This window comes from Pseudoxanthomonas sp. (assembly GCF_035999195.1).
Taxonomy (GTDB): domain Bacteria; phylum Pseudomonadota; class Gammaproteobacteria; order Xanthomonadales; family Xanthomonadaceae; genus Pseudoxanthomonas_A.
On record NZ_DASYGY010000009.1, the window covers coordinates 2306813 to 2322327 of the forward strand.

Sequence of the window (15515 nt, forward strand, 5' to 3'; positions counted from 1 at the left end):
CTGTCGCAGGGGCATGCGCGCCGTCACGCCAGCTTGAGCGTGTCCGGGTAAGGCGGAGTATCCGGATAGTCGCCCGCGGTGAGGCGCGACTGAAGGTCGCGCCACCAGGCGGGCCTGAAGAGGTCGCCATGCGCGGCCTTCAGCGCCTTCGCCTGTGCGTCGGGCAGCCCGAGGAACTGCGGGAAGCGTTCGGGGAAGACGTCGCCGGCATCGACATGGAACCACGGGCCATCCGCGATCTGTTCCTCGTAGGTCGTCGGCTGCGGCCAGTCGCGGAACCGGCAGTCGGCGACCAGCCGCAGCTCGTCGTAGTCGTAGAACACCACGCGTCCATGCCGCGATACGCCGAAGTTCTTCAGCAGCATGTCGCCGGGGAAGATGTTGTTGCGCGCCATGTCCTTGATCGCCTGCCCGTAGTCGAGCGCGGCGGTGCGCGCGGCGTCGGCCTTCTGCTCGCGCAGGTACAGGTTCAGCGGCCTCAGCCGGCGCTGCACATAGCAGAGGTGGATCACCAGGTCGTCGCCGTCCTCGCTGAGGCTCTGACCGCAACTCTCGCGCAGCTCCTGCAGCAGCGCCGGCGAGAAGCGCGCGCGCGGGAAGCGCAGGAAGCGGAACGCCTGCGTATCCAGCAGCCGGCCGACGCGGTCCAGATGGAAGACCAGGTCGTACTTGTCCTCCACGTCCTGCCGGCTCATCGCCTTGGGGTAGGCGAAGCGGTCGCGGATCACCTTGAACACCAGCGGATAGCTGGGCAGGGTGAACACCGCCATCACCATGCCGGGCGTGCCCTCGGCATGCACCAGCCGTTCGTCCGGATGCGCGGCGAAGTGGTGGAAGAAGGTGCGGTAGCGCTCGGTCTTGCCCTGCTTGGCACGGCCGAGCACGGTGTAGATCTCGTCGATCGGCTTGCCCGGCAGCAGCGAACGCAGGAACACCACCGCATCGCCCACCGTCGCCAGGTCGGCATGGAAGTAGCTGCGCGAGGTGCCGAACAGGTGCGCCACGTCGCCGCGATGGGTGAGCGCGGCTTCCGCCTTCAACTGCCCGCCATCGTTGACCAGGGCGATGACGCAGGGCGAGAACCGGTGCTCGCCGAATACGCGCCCGACCAGGTAGGCGCGGCGTTCGCGATAGAACACGGTGTCCAGCAGTTCGATGCCGCGGACCGGATTCGCGCCCCAGTGCGCCAGGTCGTCCTGCAGACGCACCGCGATCGCCGCGGCGCAGCGGGTGCGATGCGCGTATGGGACGTCGAACCCGTAATCGCCGAGCACGCGCGCGAACGTATCCGTCGGACGCTGTTCGGAGACGGCATAGCTGTGGCGCGCGACCGGATGGGTGATCGCATCGGTCGGTTCCACGTCCAGCGCGACGAACTCCAGCGCCGGATCCACGCCGCGGATGCGCAGGAAGCGGCGGCAGAGCGTGTTGTAGAACGTCTTGTACAGCTCGCGATCGATCTGCCCGGCGATCAGCCGCTCGAACGCGGCGCGAGCGGTGATCCACGGCTCGCGATCATGGGCCCGGCCCGGCAACACCGCCTGCAGGCGCAGCGCGCATTCGGCGATGCACTGGTCGTACAGCGCGATGCGTTCGACGGCATCGGCGCGCGCGCCGGCCCAGTCCATCGTCTCGAAGCGGCGCTTGGCGCGGCGGGTGATCGCCGCGAAACGCGCGTGGTAGTCCGCGAACGCGTCGTGGATCAGGCGGGCGAGGGCATCGTCGTGGACCATGCGGCCGATGTTAGCCGGCGCGCGCTGGAGTCATCGCTCCACCACCACGCCGGCCTGTTCCAGCAACCAGCTGCGTACCTTGCGGAAACCCGGATGCGACACGCTGCGTTCGGGATACACCAGGTAGTGCGCGAAGTCGGCCTGCAGCCGCTTCCTCGTCAGGGTCACCAGCCGGCCGGCCTTCACCAGCGGCTCGGCCAGCGTCCAGCGCGCCAGCGCCACGCCCACGCCCTGCGCCGCGGCCTGGTGCAGCGTCTCGGTGTCGTCGAACTGCGCCACGTAACGCGCCGGCGGCTGGCCGCCGAAATGCTCGAACCAGTCCTTCCAGCGGTTGGCCGGGTCCCCGAGCAGCGGCAGCTTCGCCATCTGGTCCGGCGCCGGTTTGCCGTGCCGTTTCACTAGCGCGGGACTGGCGACCGGCGTGATCCATTCGTGGAAAAGGAACTCGGCGTGCACGTTCGCCCAGCGGCCGCCGCCCAGGCGCAGCGCCAGGTCCACCGGCTCGCGCTCGAAGTCGACCACATGCGTGCTCGACTGCAGGTTGAGGCCGAGCTCCGGATGCGCGGCGAGGAAGGCGGGCAGCCGCGGCACCAGCCAGGCCGTGGCCATCGACGGGATGAGGCTGAGCGTGACGGTGTGGTCGTTGCGCAGCGTGGCGCGCCGCAGGGCGTGGTCGATGGTGTCGAGCGGGCCGGAGATCGCGTCGAACAGCCGCTGCCCGTCCGGCGTCAGTTCGACGCCGCGCGGCCCACGCGCCAGCAGCTTGTGGCCCAGCCGCTGTTCGAGCAGCCGCATGCGGTGACTCAGCGCACTGACGGTGAGGTGCATGGCCTCGGCCGCCCGGGTCAGGTTGCGCAGGCGGGCGGCGGTGACGAAGGCATCCACCTGGTCCAGCGGCAGTCGGCTCATCTTGAATCCATCTCAAGGCTGGCTTGCGGAGCTTTCGCTTTTTCGGCGCCGATCATGCGCCTACCTTGGCCATCCTTCAAGCCGGAGCACCGGCGTCACGGAGCGGTCGCATGCAATCGGAAACGAAGAAGCCGTGGTGGCAGCAGCTGGGCGGCATGAGCCAGGGCATGTTGTTCTTGCAGGGGCATGTCGCGCATTCCATCGATGACCCGGCGCCCAGACAGGAAGAGCGCCGCCACCATGCCCATGACGCGGCGGGCAAGGCCCGGCACCAGCGCGCGGTGCAGCGGCTGGGCGAACGCTGGCTGCGCGCGATGACGTCGCTGTCCTTGTTCCGTTGAGCGACTTCAAGACACGGAGGTCATCCTGTGGGAGCGACGTCAGTCGCGATGAAGCGCCGCGGTGCCCAATCGCGACTGACGTCGCTCCCACGCCGGCTTCCTCGCTGCACTCAGGCCCTCACGTAGACCCAGGCGTCGCGTCCGGAGGTCAGGCGCACCTGGATGCGCGCATAGTCCGCGACTTCATAGCGATCGGCTGCGGCAAGTTCGTCGGCGGTGATCCGGAACACGGTGCCCGCCACTTCGTCGAACGGATCGTCGCTGGGGCTGACGATCGGGTGGAAACGTTCGCCACTGGCGGCGAGCACGTCGGGGTCGGTGATTTCCACCATCGTCCGCGCATAGCCGGTCATCGCATCCGGTTCGCCATCGAGCCGGCGGCCGAACGAGGCGCGCTGCACGCTTTCCAGCTGCAGGGTGCCGTAGGAGAACAACAGGATATCGGCGGCGTCGGTCATGGCGGGAGGTACCGGATAGCGGCAGCAGGCACGAGGGTCGCCGAAAACACAACGCCCGGCACGGGGCCGGGCGTTGGAGGCGGCAGCGAAGCGATCCGCGTCAGGCCAACAGCGTCGCCAGTGCGTCGTTGAACGTCTTGCTCGGCCGCATCGCGGCCGCGGTCTTCGCCAGGTCCGGATGGTAGTACCCGCCGATGTCGAGCGCCTTGCCCTGCGCGCCGTTCAATTCGCCGAGGATGACGGCTTCGTTGTCGGCCAGGGCTTTCGCCAGAGGCGCGAACTTCGCCTTCAGCTCCGCATTCTCGTCCTGCGCGGCCAGCGCCTGCGCCCAGTACAGGGCTAGGTAGAAGTGGCTGCCGCGGTTGTCGAGTTCGCCGACCTTGCGCGCGGGCGAGCGGTTTTCGTCGAGGATGCGGCCGTTGGCCACGTCCAGCGCATTGGCCAGCACCTTCGCCGGCGTGTTGAGGTAACGCTGGCCGAGGTGCTCCAGCGAGGCCGCGAGCGCGAGGAACTCGCCCAGCGAATCCCAGCGCAGATAGCCCTCTTCCACGAACTGCTGCACGTGCTTGGGTGCGGAGCCGCCGGCGCCGGTCTCGAACAGGCCGCCACCGGCCATCAGCGGCACGATCGACAGCATCTTCGCGCTGGTGCCCAGCTCCATGATCGGGAACAGGTCGGTCAGGTAATCGCGCAGCACGTTGCCGGTCACCGAGATGGTGTCCTCGCCCTTGCGGATGCGTTCCAGCGACACCTTCATGGCCTCGACCGGCGGCAGGATGCGGATGTCGAGATTGTCGGTGGTGTAGTCCTTGAGGTAGCGCTCGACCTTGGCGATCACCTGCGCATCGTGCGCGCGGTCCTTGTCCAGCCAGAAGATCGCCGGCGTCTTGCTCAGGCGCGCGCGGCCGACGGCCAGCTTCACCCAATCCTGGATCGGCGCGTCCTTGGTCTGGCACATGCGCCAGATGTCGCCGGCCTCGACCTTCATCTCGAACACGGCCGTGCCGGCGTCGTCGGTGACGCGCACGGTGCCGTCGACCGGGATCTGGAACGTCTTGTCGTGGCTGCCGTACTCCTCGGCCTTCTGCGCCATCAGGCCGACGTTGGGCACGCTGCCCATCGTGGCCGGGTCGAACGCACCGTTGGCCTTGCAGTCGTCGATCACCGCCTGGTAGATGCCGGCATAGCAGCGGTCGGGAATGACCGCCTTGGTGTCCTGCAGCTTGCCGTCGGCGTTCCACATCTTGCCGGAGTCGCGGATCATCGCCGGCATGGAGGCGTCGACGATCACGTCGCTGGGCACGTGCAGGTTGGTGATGCCCTTGTCGGAGTTCACCATCGCCAGCGCGGCGCTGTCGGCATAGACGGCCTGCAGGTCGGCCTTGATCGCCTCCTGCTGCTCGGCCGGCAGCGCGCCCAGGCGCGCGTACAGATCGCCGATGCCGTTGTTCGCATCGAAGCCGACCTGCTCCAGCACGACGGCGTGCTTCGCCAGCGCGGTCTTGTAGAACTCGTTGACGACCACGCCGAACATGATGGGGTCGGAGACCTTCATCATCGTGGCCTTGAGGTGCAGCGAGAACAGCACGCCCTGGGCCTTGGCATCGGCGATCTCGGCAGCGACGAACGCGGCCAGCGCCTTGCGGCTCATCGAGGCGGCATCGACGATCTCGCCGGCCTTCACCTTCACCTTGTCCTTCAGCACGGTGACCGTGCCGTCGGCGGCGACCAGTTCGATCTTCAGCGCGCCATCGCTGGCCAGCGTGGCCGACTGCTCGCTGCCGAAGAAATCGCCGGATGCCATGTGCGCCACGTGCGACTTCGAATCGCTGCTCCACGCACCCATGCGATGCGGGTGCTTGCGCGCGAAGTTCTTGACCGACAGCGGCGCGCGGCGGTCGGAGTTGCCTTCGCGCAGCACCGGATTCACCGCGCTGCCCTTGACCCTGTCGTAGCGCGCCTTGGCGTCCTTTTCCTTCTCGTCCTTCGGTTCGTCGGGGTAGTCCGGCAGCGGGTAGCCCTGGGACTGCAGTTCCTTGATCGCGGCCTTCAGCTGCGGCACCGAGGCGCTGATGTTGGGCAGCTTGATGATGTTGGCTTCCGGCTGCGTCGCCAGCTGGCCCAGCTCGGCCAGGTCGTCGCTGATCTTCTGCGCGTCGCTCAGGTACTCGGGAAACTGCGACAGGATGCGGCCGGCCAGCGAGATGTCGCGGGTCTCCACGGCGATACCGGCCGGCGCGGTGAACGCTTCCACGATCGGCAGCAGCGACTGGGTGGCGAGGAACGGGGCTTCATCGGTGAGTGTGTAGATGATGCGGGGCGTATCCGACATGGGGATCAGGACTCTCGACAAGGGGCGACGGGGAATTCAGCGCGCCATTGTCGCGCGCCATCGCACGCAGGGCAAAACGAGGGGGTACGGACGGCGCAGGCCATGTCCTCGGGACAGGCGGGTCGCCGCCTGCACGCGGGCAAAAAAAGCGGGCGTGGATCGCTCCACGCCCGAGCTTGCCCCACACCAGTGGGAGAGAGCCTGCTGATGGGGAATTACCTGACTTCGATTTCCTGCGTCATGCCGACCGGCTGACCGTTCAAGGTGACGTCGACCTTGTACTTGCCGGCAGGCCAGGCATTGGCGTTGGTGAACTCGATATTGGTGGTGCCCGCATCCTCGGCCTTGACGGTCGCGGACTGCTTGCCGGCTTCTTGGCCGTCCTGGAAGGTCAGCTTGGCCTCGATGGTGGCGTCGGCCGGCGTGGTGGCGTCGGTCTTGACCGACACGATGATCTTGTCCTTCACGCCGAACATGCCGACCGCGGCGACCGACTTGTCCGCGGCGGCCGTGTTGCCGACGGTGACGCTGGTGGCGCTGACCGGCATCGGGGCGGGAGCGGGCTCGGCGGGAGCCGGCGCGGGTTCGACGGCAGTCGGCGGCGCGACGACGGGTTCTTCCTTCTTCTTGCAGCCGACCAGGGCGACGGTGCCGACCAGTGCGGCGGCCAAGGCATAGGACATGCGGTTGTGCTTCATGGGTTCGATCCTTGTGGATGAAGTGGAGGGGCGATCAGGCGTCGGCGGGCTTGGGCGGCAGCTTGATGACCTGCCCCGGGAAAATGCGGTCCGGATCGTCGATGGTGTCGCGGTTGGCCTCGAAGATCTGCTTCCACGCATTCGCGTTGCCGAGATGGTCCTTCGCGATCTTGGAGAGCGTGTCGCCCTTCTCGATGGTGTAGGTCCGCTCGCCGATAAGTTCCTCGGTGCTGTCCACTCGGGCGGTGACGCCGGAGAAATCGGCTTTCTCGACGAGTTGCTCAGTCGAATCCACCTTGGCGGTCACACCGGAGAAATCCGCCTTCTTTTCTGTGCTCATTGCATCCACCCTTCCTGGCGGGCCTTTGGGATGCGATCAGCCTTGCACGCGCCCTGTTAAGAATCCATAGCGCGTGCGTGAAAACGCTTCTATTGTTACCTGAGTAACTTTACTGACGCAGATCGCGCTTCATGAGCGGGACATTCATGCCGGCGGTTGCGCGCCACGGATTGATGTCCAGGCCGCCGCGGCGCGTGTAGCGCGCCTCGACGGACAGCGAGGCCGGACGGCAGTGCGCGCGCAGATCGTGAAAGATCCGTTCGACGCACTGCTCGTGGAACTCGGCGTGGTCGCGGAAGCTCACCAGGTAGCGCAGCAGCTCCACGCGGTCGATGCGCGGTCCACGGTAATGGATCACCACGGTCGCCCAGTCCGGCTGGCCGGTGACCGGGCAGTTCGACTTCAACAGGTCGGACGACAGCGTCTCCTCCACCTGTGCTTCCGGATCCGCCGCGAGGAACTCGGCGCGCGGCGGACCGTAGTGGTCAATCTCGACATCCAGCCCGTCGATCGATTCGCCTTCCGTCGCGTCCGTCATCGGCGGCAGGCCGAACACCACCTGCACATCCGCGCCGGCGCGTGCCGACAGGTCGGTCACGATGCGTTCGAGTACGGCGGCATCGCTGTTGAAGCGCGTGCTGTTGAGGGAGTTGAGGTAGAGCTTGAGCGACTTGGATTCGATCAGGCAGGGCGAGGTGCAGGGCACGGTCAGCGTCGCGGTCGCCACGCGCGGCTTGCCGCGGGCATCCAGCCAGCTGAGTTCGTACGCATGCCAGCGGTCGTGGCCGATGAAAGGCAGCGCATCGGCGGCAATGCCGATCTCGTCGCGCGCGCCCTGGCGCGGGATCGGGAACAGCAGGGTCGGGTCGTAGTGCGCGGGATACGCGACCTCGCGACCCAGCGAGGAATCCTGGGGGGTGTTGTTCATGCCGCCATTTTACGGACGGGGCCTAAAGCCGGGGTGTATAACGGCGGCGTCTCCAGGGAGGACGCGACCATGCGATCACTGCTGCTGCCCGGCCTGTGCGTATTGCTGTGCGCCTGCGCCAGCGATCCTGCCATCGGCAGCGCGCCGCCCCCGGCGACCTTGCCGGACGACGGGCTGGTCCGTCCGCAGGGCGAGGGGCCGGTGTCGATGCGGGTGGGCCAGGTGCTGGAGATCGCGCAGATGGCCAATGCCAGTACTGGCTATGAGTGGGAGTTCACCTCGGACGGGGCACCCGTGCTGGCCCGGACCACCGGTCCCGCCACGCCGCCACCCATGGATACGCAGCCGCCGATGCCCGGCAGGCCGGCGCTCGCGCGCTGGTGGTTCCGCGCGGAGCAGCCGGGCGAGGCGACGGTGCGGATGGTCTATCGGCGGCCGTGGGAGACGGTGCCGCCGGTGGAGGTGGTGGAGTATCGAATCCGGGTCCAGGGAAGGTGACGAAGATGACGGTAAGAAAAGGACTTCTGGCAACGGCCTGTCTGCTGCTGGCGATTCCGATGTTCGCGTTCGCAGCCGACAGGAGGCCGGCCGAATGCGCGGAGGCGACGTTGCGAAGTGAACTGCTGCAGCGCCGAGATGCGGATCAGTCCGCGCGCAATGAGCTGGCGGCATCGCCGGAGTCAGGGGAGGCGTTGGACAAGGTGTTGAGGGTCGATGCCGACAATACGAAGTTCATGCGGAGCATCCTCGCCGAGTGCGGGTGGCCCAAGCGCTCGACGGTGGGGGAAGACGCAGCGAAGGCCGCATGGCTGTTGAGCCAGCACGCCGACATGGATCCGCAGCATCAGGCGATGGCGGCCCAGCACATGAAGCAGGCCGTGCTTGCAGGTGAGGCCGACGCCAGGCAACTGGCGTCACTGGTGGACAGGAACCGGCGCCTGACGGATCAGCCGCAGGTGTATGGCATGCAGTACTTCCGGAGTCCGCAGGGTGTCATCGAGTTCTACGACATCGTGACGCCCGCTAAGCTGGATGAGCGCAGGCAGGAAATCGGGCTTGAACCCTTCTACTGCTGGGTGCAGCAGCTTTCATCAAGCGGCAACGGCGTCAAGTTGACATGGCCCGCGGGCGTGCTGTTCGCGCCGTCATCGTGCAGGACCGATTGAATGTCCTGGTTGCTGCACGCGATCCGCAACCATGTGGCGCCACCTGCTGCGACTTGGCTTCATCCGTCCCACGAGGCAAAGTGAGCCCTCCCCCGAAGGCCAGGGAGGCCACCATGATCCTGCGCGCATCCGTTCTCTGGCTGACCCTGATGGCCGCGATTCCTGCGGCAGCACAGGCTCCATCGACCGCGCCGCCCGTTGTCGCTTCACCGGTTGCGGCCGACCCCGTCTTCACCGCCTGCATGACCAGCCTGCGCGCCGTCGCCGAGAAGCAGGGCATCACGACGGCCACGTTCGACACCTACACGAACGGCCTCGCCGCCGACATGAGCGTGCTGGACCTGCTGGACGCGCAGCCCGAGTTCACCACACCGCTGTGGGACTATCTGGCCGCGCTTGTGGATGACCAGCGCGTGAGCGACGGGCAGACCATGCTGACCACGCATGCCGAACTGTTGGGCCGCGTGTCGCAGGCGTACGGCGTGGATCCGGCCACCGTCGTCGCGGTCTGGGGCGTGGAGAGCGACTACGGGCGCGTGTCCGGCAAGCGGCCGCTGCTGGTGTCGCTGTCCACGCTGTCGTGCTTCGGCCGGCGGCAGGCGTTCTTCCGTGGCGAGTTCCTGACCACGCTGGAACTGCTGCAGGCCGGCGACGTGCGCGTGGAGGGCTTGAACGGGTCCTGGGCCGGCGCGTTCGGCCACACCCAGTTCATGCCCAGCACCTACCAGCGCATCGCGGTCGATTTCGATGGCGATGGCCGGCGCAACCTGATCGACAGCATTCCCGACGCGCTGGCCTCGACCGCGAACTACCTGGTGACGTCCGGCTGGCGCACGGGCGAGCCGTGGGGCTACGAAGTGACGCTGCCGTCCGGCTTCGACCTCGCCCAGGCTGGCCGGACCAATCGCAAGCCGCTGACGAAGTGGGTGACGCAAGGCGTGACCCGCATCGACGGCCAACCGTTGCCGGCGGATGACCGCAACGCCGCCGTGCTGGTGCCGACCGGCGCTGCAGGGCCCGCCTTCATCGTGTTCAAGAACTACGACGCGATCTACTCCTACAACGCGGCGGAAAGCTATGCGCTGGCCATCGCGCTGCTGGCGGATCGCCTGCGTGGCGGCGCCGGGCTGGTCGCCGCCTGGCCGACCGACGACCCCGGCATCGGTCGCCCGCAGCGCCGCGAGCTGCAGACCCTGCTGCTCGCGCGCGGGCATGCCATCGGCGCGGTGGACGGCATGATCGGTACGCAGACGCGGCGCGCCATCGTCATCGAACAGCAGCGCCTGGGGCTGCAGCCGGCCGATGGCCGGGCCGGGGCGAAGATCCTCGCCGCCCTGAAGGCGGAGGGTCCGCCGGTGGCGTTGCCGGAGACGTCCCGGCCATGACGGTCCTGCCCGAAGGTGTGACCCGCGAACGCTGGCGGGACATCGACGACGTGGTGCGCGTGGAGACGCCATTGTCCGTCGCGCGTATCAGCTTGCACGGCGCGCAGGTGCTGTCGTTCGTACCGACCGGCTTCGACGACCTGCTGTGGCTGTCGCCGACGACCGCGTTGCCACCGAAGGCGATCCGCGGCGGCGTGCCGGTCTGCTGGCCGTACTTCGGCAGGCAGGGACAGCCGGACGATGCGATCCAGCACGGCCATGCGCGCATCTCGCACTGGTCGCTGACCGAGGTGAAGCGCGAGGCCGACGGCGCCGTCGTGCTGAAGCTCGCGCTGCCGCTGCGCGACGGCGTGCCGCTGGAACTGCAGATGTCGGTGCATATCGGGCGCGAGCTGCGGCAGAGCATCGACACCCTGCATCGCGGCGATGCGCCGTATCGGCTGACGCAGGCGCTGCATACCTACGTTCGGGTGGCCGATGCGATGCAGGCGACGGTCACCGGACTCGATGGCCTGCGTTACGACGACAAGTACGACGGGGCCACGCATGTGCAGATGGGCGACTGGTCGCTGCACGAGCCGCGCGATCCCGGCCGCAGCGACCGACTCTATGCCTGCACCGGGCACCGCTTCGACCTGCTCGATCCCGCCGGGGGCCGCCGTATCCGGCTGGATACCTTCGGCAGCCGCTCGCTGGTGGTGTGGAACCCGGGCGACGCCGGCGCACGTGCCATTGCCGACATGCCGGACGATGGCTGGCGCAGCTTCGTCTGCCTGGAAGCGGCCAATGCGGGCAACGACGCCATCGAACTGGAACCGGGGCAGCGCCACCGGCTGAGCCACGTGATCTCGGCGGCCGTCCTGTAGAACCGACCTGTGGGAGCGACGTGAGTCGCGATCGCACGCGTACCACCGTACACGGTGCCAAGGGTGCGGAAGTGCGTCCAGACCGCGAACATCGAACATCATGGACCGCCATGGTCTGCGATCGCGACTGACGTCGCTCCCACAACGAGACTCCACCACCGCGGTTGGCATGCCCTACACTTGCGCACCTTCCGACGGTGCCGTCCGTGAACGCCGAAGCTCCTGCCCACGCCGGCCGTCGTGCCGCCCTGATCTTCATCTTCATTACGGTGCTGATCGACATCCTGTCGTTCGGCGTGATCATTCCGGTGCTGCCGGACCTGGTGAAGCAGTTCACCGGCGGCGATGCGGCCCGCGCGGCGCTGTGGGTGGGCGTGTTCGGCACGGTCTTCTATGCCATCCAGTTCATCAGCTCGCCGGTCCAGGGCGCACTGTCGGACCGCTACGGGCGCAGGCCGGTGATCCTGTTCTCCTGCCTGGGCCTGGGCGCGGACTTCGTGCTGATGGCGGTGGCCGGTACGCTGCCGCTGCTGCTGCTCGCGCGGGTGTTCTCTGGCATGTTTTCGGCCAGCTTCACCACGGCCAATGCGTACATCGCCGACGTCACGCCACCGGAGAAGCGCGCGCAGGCGTTCGGCATGATCGGCGCGGCGTTCGGCGTGGGCTTCGTGATCGGGCCATTGATCGGCGGCGCGCTGGGCGAGATCGATCTGCGGCTGCCGTTCTGGTTCTCGGCCGCGCTGGCCCTGCTCAACTTCCTCTACGGCTGGTTCGTGCTGCCGGAATCGCTGGCACCGGAGAAGCGGAGCCGCCGCATCGACTGGAAGCACGCCAATCCGTTCGGTTCGCTGGTGTTGCTGAAACGCTACCCGCAGGTGCTGGGGCTGGTCGTGGTGGTGTTCATCGCCAACCTGGCGCATTTCGTCTACCCCAGCGTGTTCGTGCTGTTCGCGGGCTACCGCTTCCAGTGGGGGCCGAAGGAAGTGGGCTGGGTACTGGCGGCGGTGGGCGTGCTGAGCGTGATCGTCAATGCGCTGCTGGTCGGACGCGTGGTCAGGGCGCTCGGCGAGCGTCGCACCCTGCTGCTCGGGTTGGCCTGCGGTGCGCTCGGTTTCGTGGTCTACGGCTGGGCACCGGTGGGTGCGGCGTTCCTGGTCGGACTGCCGATCAGCGCGCTGTGGGCGCTGGCCACGCCGGCCACGCAGGCGCTGATCACCCGCGAAGTCGACGAGCGCGAACAGGGTCGCATGCAGGGTGCGCTGATGGGGCTTGCGAGCCTGGCGGGCATCATCGGGCCGTTGCTGTTCGCCGGCACGTTCGCCGTGTTCATCGGAAGGGATGCGCCCGCGCACCTGCCCGGCGCGCCGTGGTTCCTCGCCGCTCTCCTGCTGCTGGCCGGCATGCTGGTGGGATGGCGGTTCGCGAGGCCGCCCGCCGTTTCGCCACGCTGACGGATCCGTGCAGAACGTAGAAGGCCGCCCGATGGGCGGCCTTCTACGTCGTGCGGCAGGCGAGCGGGATCAATCGTTCTCGACGTGGATGATCTCGCCGGTGTTGGCGGCCAGGTGGATCTCCACATCGTTGCCATCGGCGCGTTCGGCCTCGGCCTTCCACACGCCGTCATCGAAATCGACGTCGTGGATCTTGGAGTAACCGGCGGCGGCCAGCTTGGCCTTGACGTCGTTCTCGCTCAGGCTGGACACCAGCTTCTCGGCGATGACGTCACCGCTGGCGGGATTGATGCGCACATCCACACGGTCGCCGTTGGCGCTGGTGGCGTCGGTCTCCCACATACCGTCCTCGAAATCGAGGTCGTCGATGTTGGTATACCCCTTCTCCGTCAGCAGCGCGCGCACCTGCGGTTCCTTCAACGCGTCCTTGCCGGCGGTGGGCGCGGGCGCCTGGGCGAACGCGGCGCCCGACAGGGCGGCGAGCGTGGCCAGGGTCAACAGGCGATGGCGAAGGCGGATGGTCTGCATGGGAATCTCCTGCAAGGATGGAGCGCAGATCGTGCCCCTCTCCGCATCAGCCGCCGGTGAATCCGGTCCGCTGGAACTGAATGCTCCACGCCGCTTTCACCTGCATGAGCCGAACGCAAACGCGGCTCAGCGACGCCGCAGCACCAACAGCGTGACCACGCCGGCGACCAGACCCCAGAACGCCGCACCGATACCCGCCAGTGACAGCCCGGACGCCGTCACCAGGAACGTCACCAACGCCGGCTCGCGATCGCCCTCTTCGCGCAGCGCCGCCGCGAGACTGTTGCCGATCGTGCCGAGCAGGGCGATGCCGGCGATGGCCAGGATCAGTTCCTTCGGGAACGCGGCGAACAGCGCCGCCACCGTCGCACCGAACAGGCCGACCACCACATAGAACACGCCGGCGGCGATGGCGGCGACGTAGCGGCGCGACGCATCCTCATGCGCTTCCCGGCCCATGCAGATGGCGGCGGTGATCGCGGCGAGGTTCAGCGCGAACGCACCGAACGGCGCGAGCAGCAGGTTGGCGACGCCGATCCAGCCGACGACCGGCGAGATCGGGATCGGATACCCCGACGCACGGATCACCGCCACGCCCGGCACGTTCTGCGAGGCCATCGTCACGATGAAGAGCGGCAATGCGATGCCGACGACGGCGGCGAACGAGAACGTCGGCGCGGTGAAGATCGGCGTCGCCAGCTGCAGCGACAGCCCGTCCACGTGCAGAAGTCCGAGGCCGGCGGCGAACGCGATGCCCACCAGCAGCGTCAGGATCACCGCGTAGCGCGGCAGCAGGCGACGCGCGAGCAGGTAGACGGCGAACATCGTCAGCACCATGCCCAGCTGTGTCTTCATCGCCGCGAAAGCATCGATGCCGAAACGCAGCAGCACGCCCGCCAGCATGCCCGACGCCAGCGACACCGGGATGCGGCTGATCATCCGCTCGAAGAAGCCGGAAAAGCCGCAGACCGCTATCAGCAGCGCCGACAGCAGGAACGCACCGATCGCATCGGACAGCGGCAAGCCGGCGGCGCTGCTGATCAGCATGGCGGCGCCAGGCGTGGACCACGCCGTCACCACCGGCATGCGGTAGCGCAGCGACAGCGCGATGCAGGTCAGGCCCATGCCCAGCCCGAGCGCCCACATCCACGAGCTGATCTCCGCCGGCGATGCGCCCAGCGACTGCGCGGCCTGGAACACGATCACCGCCGAACTGGCGAAGCCGACCAGCACGGTGACAAAGCCGGCCGCGATGGCGGAGAGGGAGAGGTCTTTCAGCAGGTGGCGGGGTGGGGTGTTCATGCGTTCTGCCGTTCCTGTAGGAGCGACGTGAGTCGCGACCGCGAGAATGGATTCACCTTGTCACCGGTTTCCCGATGGCGCTACAGGAGATGAGGGTGCGCGGTCGCGACTCACGTCGCTCCTACAAGAAGCGCACGCTTCGTCACCGCCTCGCACCAACGCTTCGCCACCGCCAGCGAGGTGGTGCACACCGCGTCGTCGGTGACCGTGGTCACCGCGCGCTCCAGCAGCTGGATGTCGGCTTCGTGCTGGCGCGCGACGTGCGGGTCCTCGAAGAAGATCACCCGCTGGCATCGATGCTCCAGCACGCGGTCGGCGATCTGCGCGTCGCCGCCGAGCGGGCCGCTCTGGAAGCGCTCCACCCACGGCGTGTCCTGCGGCCAGCCCCGGCTCCAGGCCAGTTCGTTGAGACGCTGGCCGGTGGTGCCGGTGGCCATGCGGTGCGCGAAGCGGGAGAGCACATCGAAGTGCGCATCGGCGAACGCCAGCATCTGCGGCTTCATGGCGTCGTGCGCGATCAGGGCCAATGTCTGTGATTCCAGCGCATGGAACCGGTCCGCACCGCGGTCCGGCGCGAAGCCGGCATGGATGCGTTCCATCTCGATCCAGTCGCGCGCCGAGGCCACCGTCGACAGGAACGGCTTGCCGTGGATCACGCACTGGCGCTTCAGCGCAGTCGCTTCGGGGAAGATCGAGGAGGGATCGACCGGATCGATCAGGTAGATCGCACCGTCGAGGCTGCGTTCCGCGCCTTCCAGGCCGACGACTTCCGCCACCAGCTTCATCAGGCCGCCATCGCGGCCGTACGGATAGCGCTTCAGGCCCTCGTAGCCGCGCAGCATGCCGGCGGCGGCGATCGCATCGTGCGTGCGGCCTACCACGTGCAGTCCCAGGCCCAGCTCGCGGATACCGGGTTCGCTGGCACGCAGCCAGCGGAACAGCGCGGCATCCTCGGTGTGGTGGTGCAGGCGGTTGGCGGCCAGGCCCAGGCGCATGTCGATCGAGAAGAGAGGAAGAGCCGCGAGTCTAGCGTAGGGCGGGCCTTGGCCCGCCGTCGTTGCCACGAAGCGTGTCGGGA

16 protein-coding genes are annotated in these 15515 nt (G+C 67.7%); 6 read left to right on the forward strand and 10 right to left on the reverse strand.

Annotated features, from left to right (window positions below; translation table 11 throughout):
• Window positions 1-23: 23 nt before the first annotated feature.
• Together aceK and VGN58_RS17775 are read right to left on the reverse strand one after the other, a co-directional pair.
• The gene (gene aceK / locus VGN58_RS17770; RefSeq protein WP_327484497.1) at window positions 24-1733 is read right to left on the reverse strand and encodes a bifunctional isocitrate dehydrogenase kinase/phosphatase; all 1710 of its coding nucleotides are present in this window, start codon (window positions 1731-1733) and stop codon (window positions 24-26) included.
• A 30-nt stretch (window positions 1734-1763) separates the two neighbouring features.
• Window positions 1764-2642 carry a LysR substrate-binding domain-containing protein gene (locus tag VGN58_RS17775; RefSeq protein ID WP_327484498.1) on the reverse strand — a complete coding sequence of 293 codons (879 nt, stop codon included), beginning with the start codon at window positions 2640-2642 and terminating at the stop codon, window positions 1764-1766.
• A 110-nt stretch (window positions 2643-2752) separates the two neighbouring features.
• Between VGN58_RS17775 and VGN58_RS17780 the strand changes: the two genes are divergently transcribed.
• On the forward strand, window positions 2753-2983 hold the full coding sequence (locus VGN58_RS17780; RefSeq protein WP_327484499.1) for a hypothetical protein: 231 nt from the start codon (window positions 2753-2755) through the stop codon (window positions 2981-2983).
• 110 nt (window positions 2984-3093) lie between these two features.
• On the opposite strand, the gene VGN58_RS17785 is transcribed toward VGN58_RS17780, so the two are convergent.
• From VGN58_RS17785 to queF, 5 genes are all read right to left on the reverse strand, one after another.
• Window positions 3094-3441 carry a gamma-glutamylcyclotransferase family protein gene (locus VGN58_RS17785; RefSeq protein ID WP_327484500.1) on the reverse strand — a complete coding sequence of 116 codons (348 nt, stop codon included), beginning with the start codon at window positions 3439-3441 and terminating at the stop codon, window positions 3094-3096.
• Window positions 3442-3541: 100 nt separating this feature from the next.
• A complete protein-coding gene (locus tag VGN58_RS17790) occupies window positions 3542-5773 on the reverse strand; it encodes an NADP-dependent isocitrate dehydrogenase (protein WP_327484501.1) in 2232 nt (743 codons plus the stop codon).
• A gap of 215 nt (window positions 5774-5988) precedes the next feature.
• Window positions 5989-6471 carry a hypothetical protein gene (locus VGN58_RS17795; RefSeq protein WP_327484502.1) on the reverse strand — a complete coding sequence of 161 codons (483 nt, stop codon included), beginning with the start codon at window positions 6469-6471 and terminating at the stop codon, window positions 5989-5991.
• A gap of 34 nt (window positions 6472-6505) precedes the next feature.
• Window positions 6506-6811: a LysM peptidoglycan-binding domain-containing protein gene (locus VGN58_RS17800; protein ID WP_327484503.1), complete on the reverse strand. Its 306-nt coding sequence runs from the start codon at window positions 6809-6811 to the stop codon at window positions 6506-6508.
• Between the two features lie 109 nt (window positions 6812-6920).
• A complete protein-coding gene (queF, locus tag VGN58_RS17805; RefSeq protein ID WP_327484504.1) occupies window positions 6921-7739 on the reverse strand; it encodes an NADPH-dependent 7-cyano-7-deazaguanine reductase QueF in 819 nt (272 codons plus the stop codon).
• 69 nt (window positions 7740-7808) lie between these two features.
• On the opposite strand from queF, the gene VGN58_RS17810 reads away from it, so the two are divergent.
• The 5 genes from VGN58_RS17810 (at window position 7809) to VGN58_RS17830 (ending at window position 12607) form a co-directional block, all read left to right on the forward strand.
• Window positions 7809-8237 carry a protease inhibitor I42 family protein gene (locus VGN58_RS17810; protein WP_327484505.1) on the forward strand — a complete coding sequence of 143 codons (429 nt, stop codon included), beginning with the start codon at window positions 7809-7811 and terminating at the stop codon, window positions 8235-8237.
• A gap of 5 nt (window positions 8238-8242) precedes the next feature.
• Window positions 8243-8905 carry a DUF6624 domain-containing protein gene (locus VGN58_RS17815; protein WP_327484506.1) on the forward strand — a complete coding sequence of 221 codons (663 nt, stop codon included), beginning with the start codon at window positions 8243-8245 and terminating at the stop codon, window positions 8903-8905.
• A gap of 113 nt (window positions 8906-9018) precedes the next feature.
• Complete coding sequence (locus VGN58_RS17820; protein WP_327484507.1) at window positions 9019-10290, forward strand: lytic murein transglycosylase; 1272 nt, start codon at window positions 9019-9021, stop codon at window positions 10288-10290.
• The gene (locus VGN58_RS17825) at window positions 10287-11156 is read left to right on the forward strand and encodes a D-hexose-6-phosphate mutarotase (RefSeq protein WP_327484508.1); all 870 of its coding nucleotides are present in this window, start codon (window positions 10287-10289) and stop codon (window positions 11154-11156) included. The genes VGN58_RS17820 and VGN58_RS17825 overlap by 4 nt, the downstream gene beginning before the upstream one ends.
• A gap of 197 nt (window positions 11157-11353) precedes the next feature.
• Window positions 11354-12607: a TCR/Tet family MFS transporter gene (locus VGN58_RS17830; RefSeq protein ID WP_327484509.1), complete on the forward strand. Its 1254-nt coding sequence runs from the start codon at window positions 11354-11356 to the stop codon at window positions 12605-12607.
• A gap of 69 nt (window positions 12608-12676) precedes the next feature.
• Here the strand turns inward: VGN58_RS17830 and VGN58_RS17835 are convergent, their stop codons facing one another.
• From VGN58_RS17835 to VGN58_RS17845, 3 genes are all read right to left on the reverse strand, one after another.
• Complete coding sequence (locus VGN58_RS17835) at window positions 12677-13135, reverse strand: PepSY domain-containing protein (protein WP_327484510.1); 459 nt, start codon at window positions 13133-13135, stop codon at window positions 12677-12679.
• A 126-nt stretch (window positions 13136-13261) separates the two neighbouring features.
• Window positions 13262-14437: a benzoate/H(+) symporter BenE family transporter gene (locus tag VGN58_RS17840; RefSeq protein ID WP_327484511.1), complete on the reverse strand. Its 1176-nt coding sequence runs from the start codon at window positions 14435-14437 to the stop codon at window positions 13262-13264.
• A gap of 110 nt (window positions 14438-14547) precedes the next feature.
• A complete protein-coding gene (locus tag VGN58_RS17845; RefSeq protein WP_327484512.1) occupies window positions 14548-15432 on the reverse strand; it encodes a methylglyoxal synthase in 885 nt (294 codons plus the stop codon).
• Window positions 15433-15515: the final 83 nt, after the last annotated feature.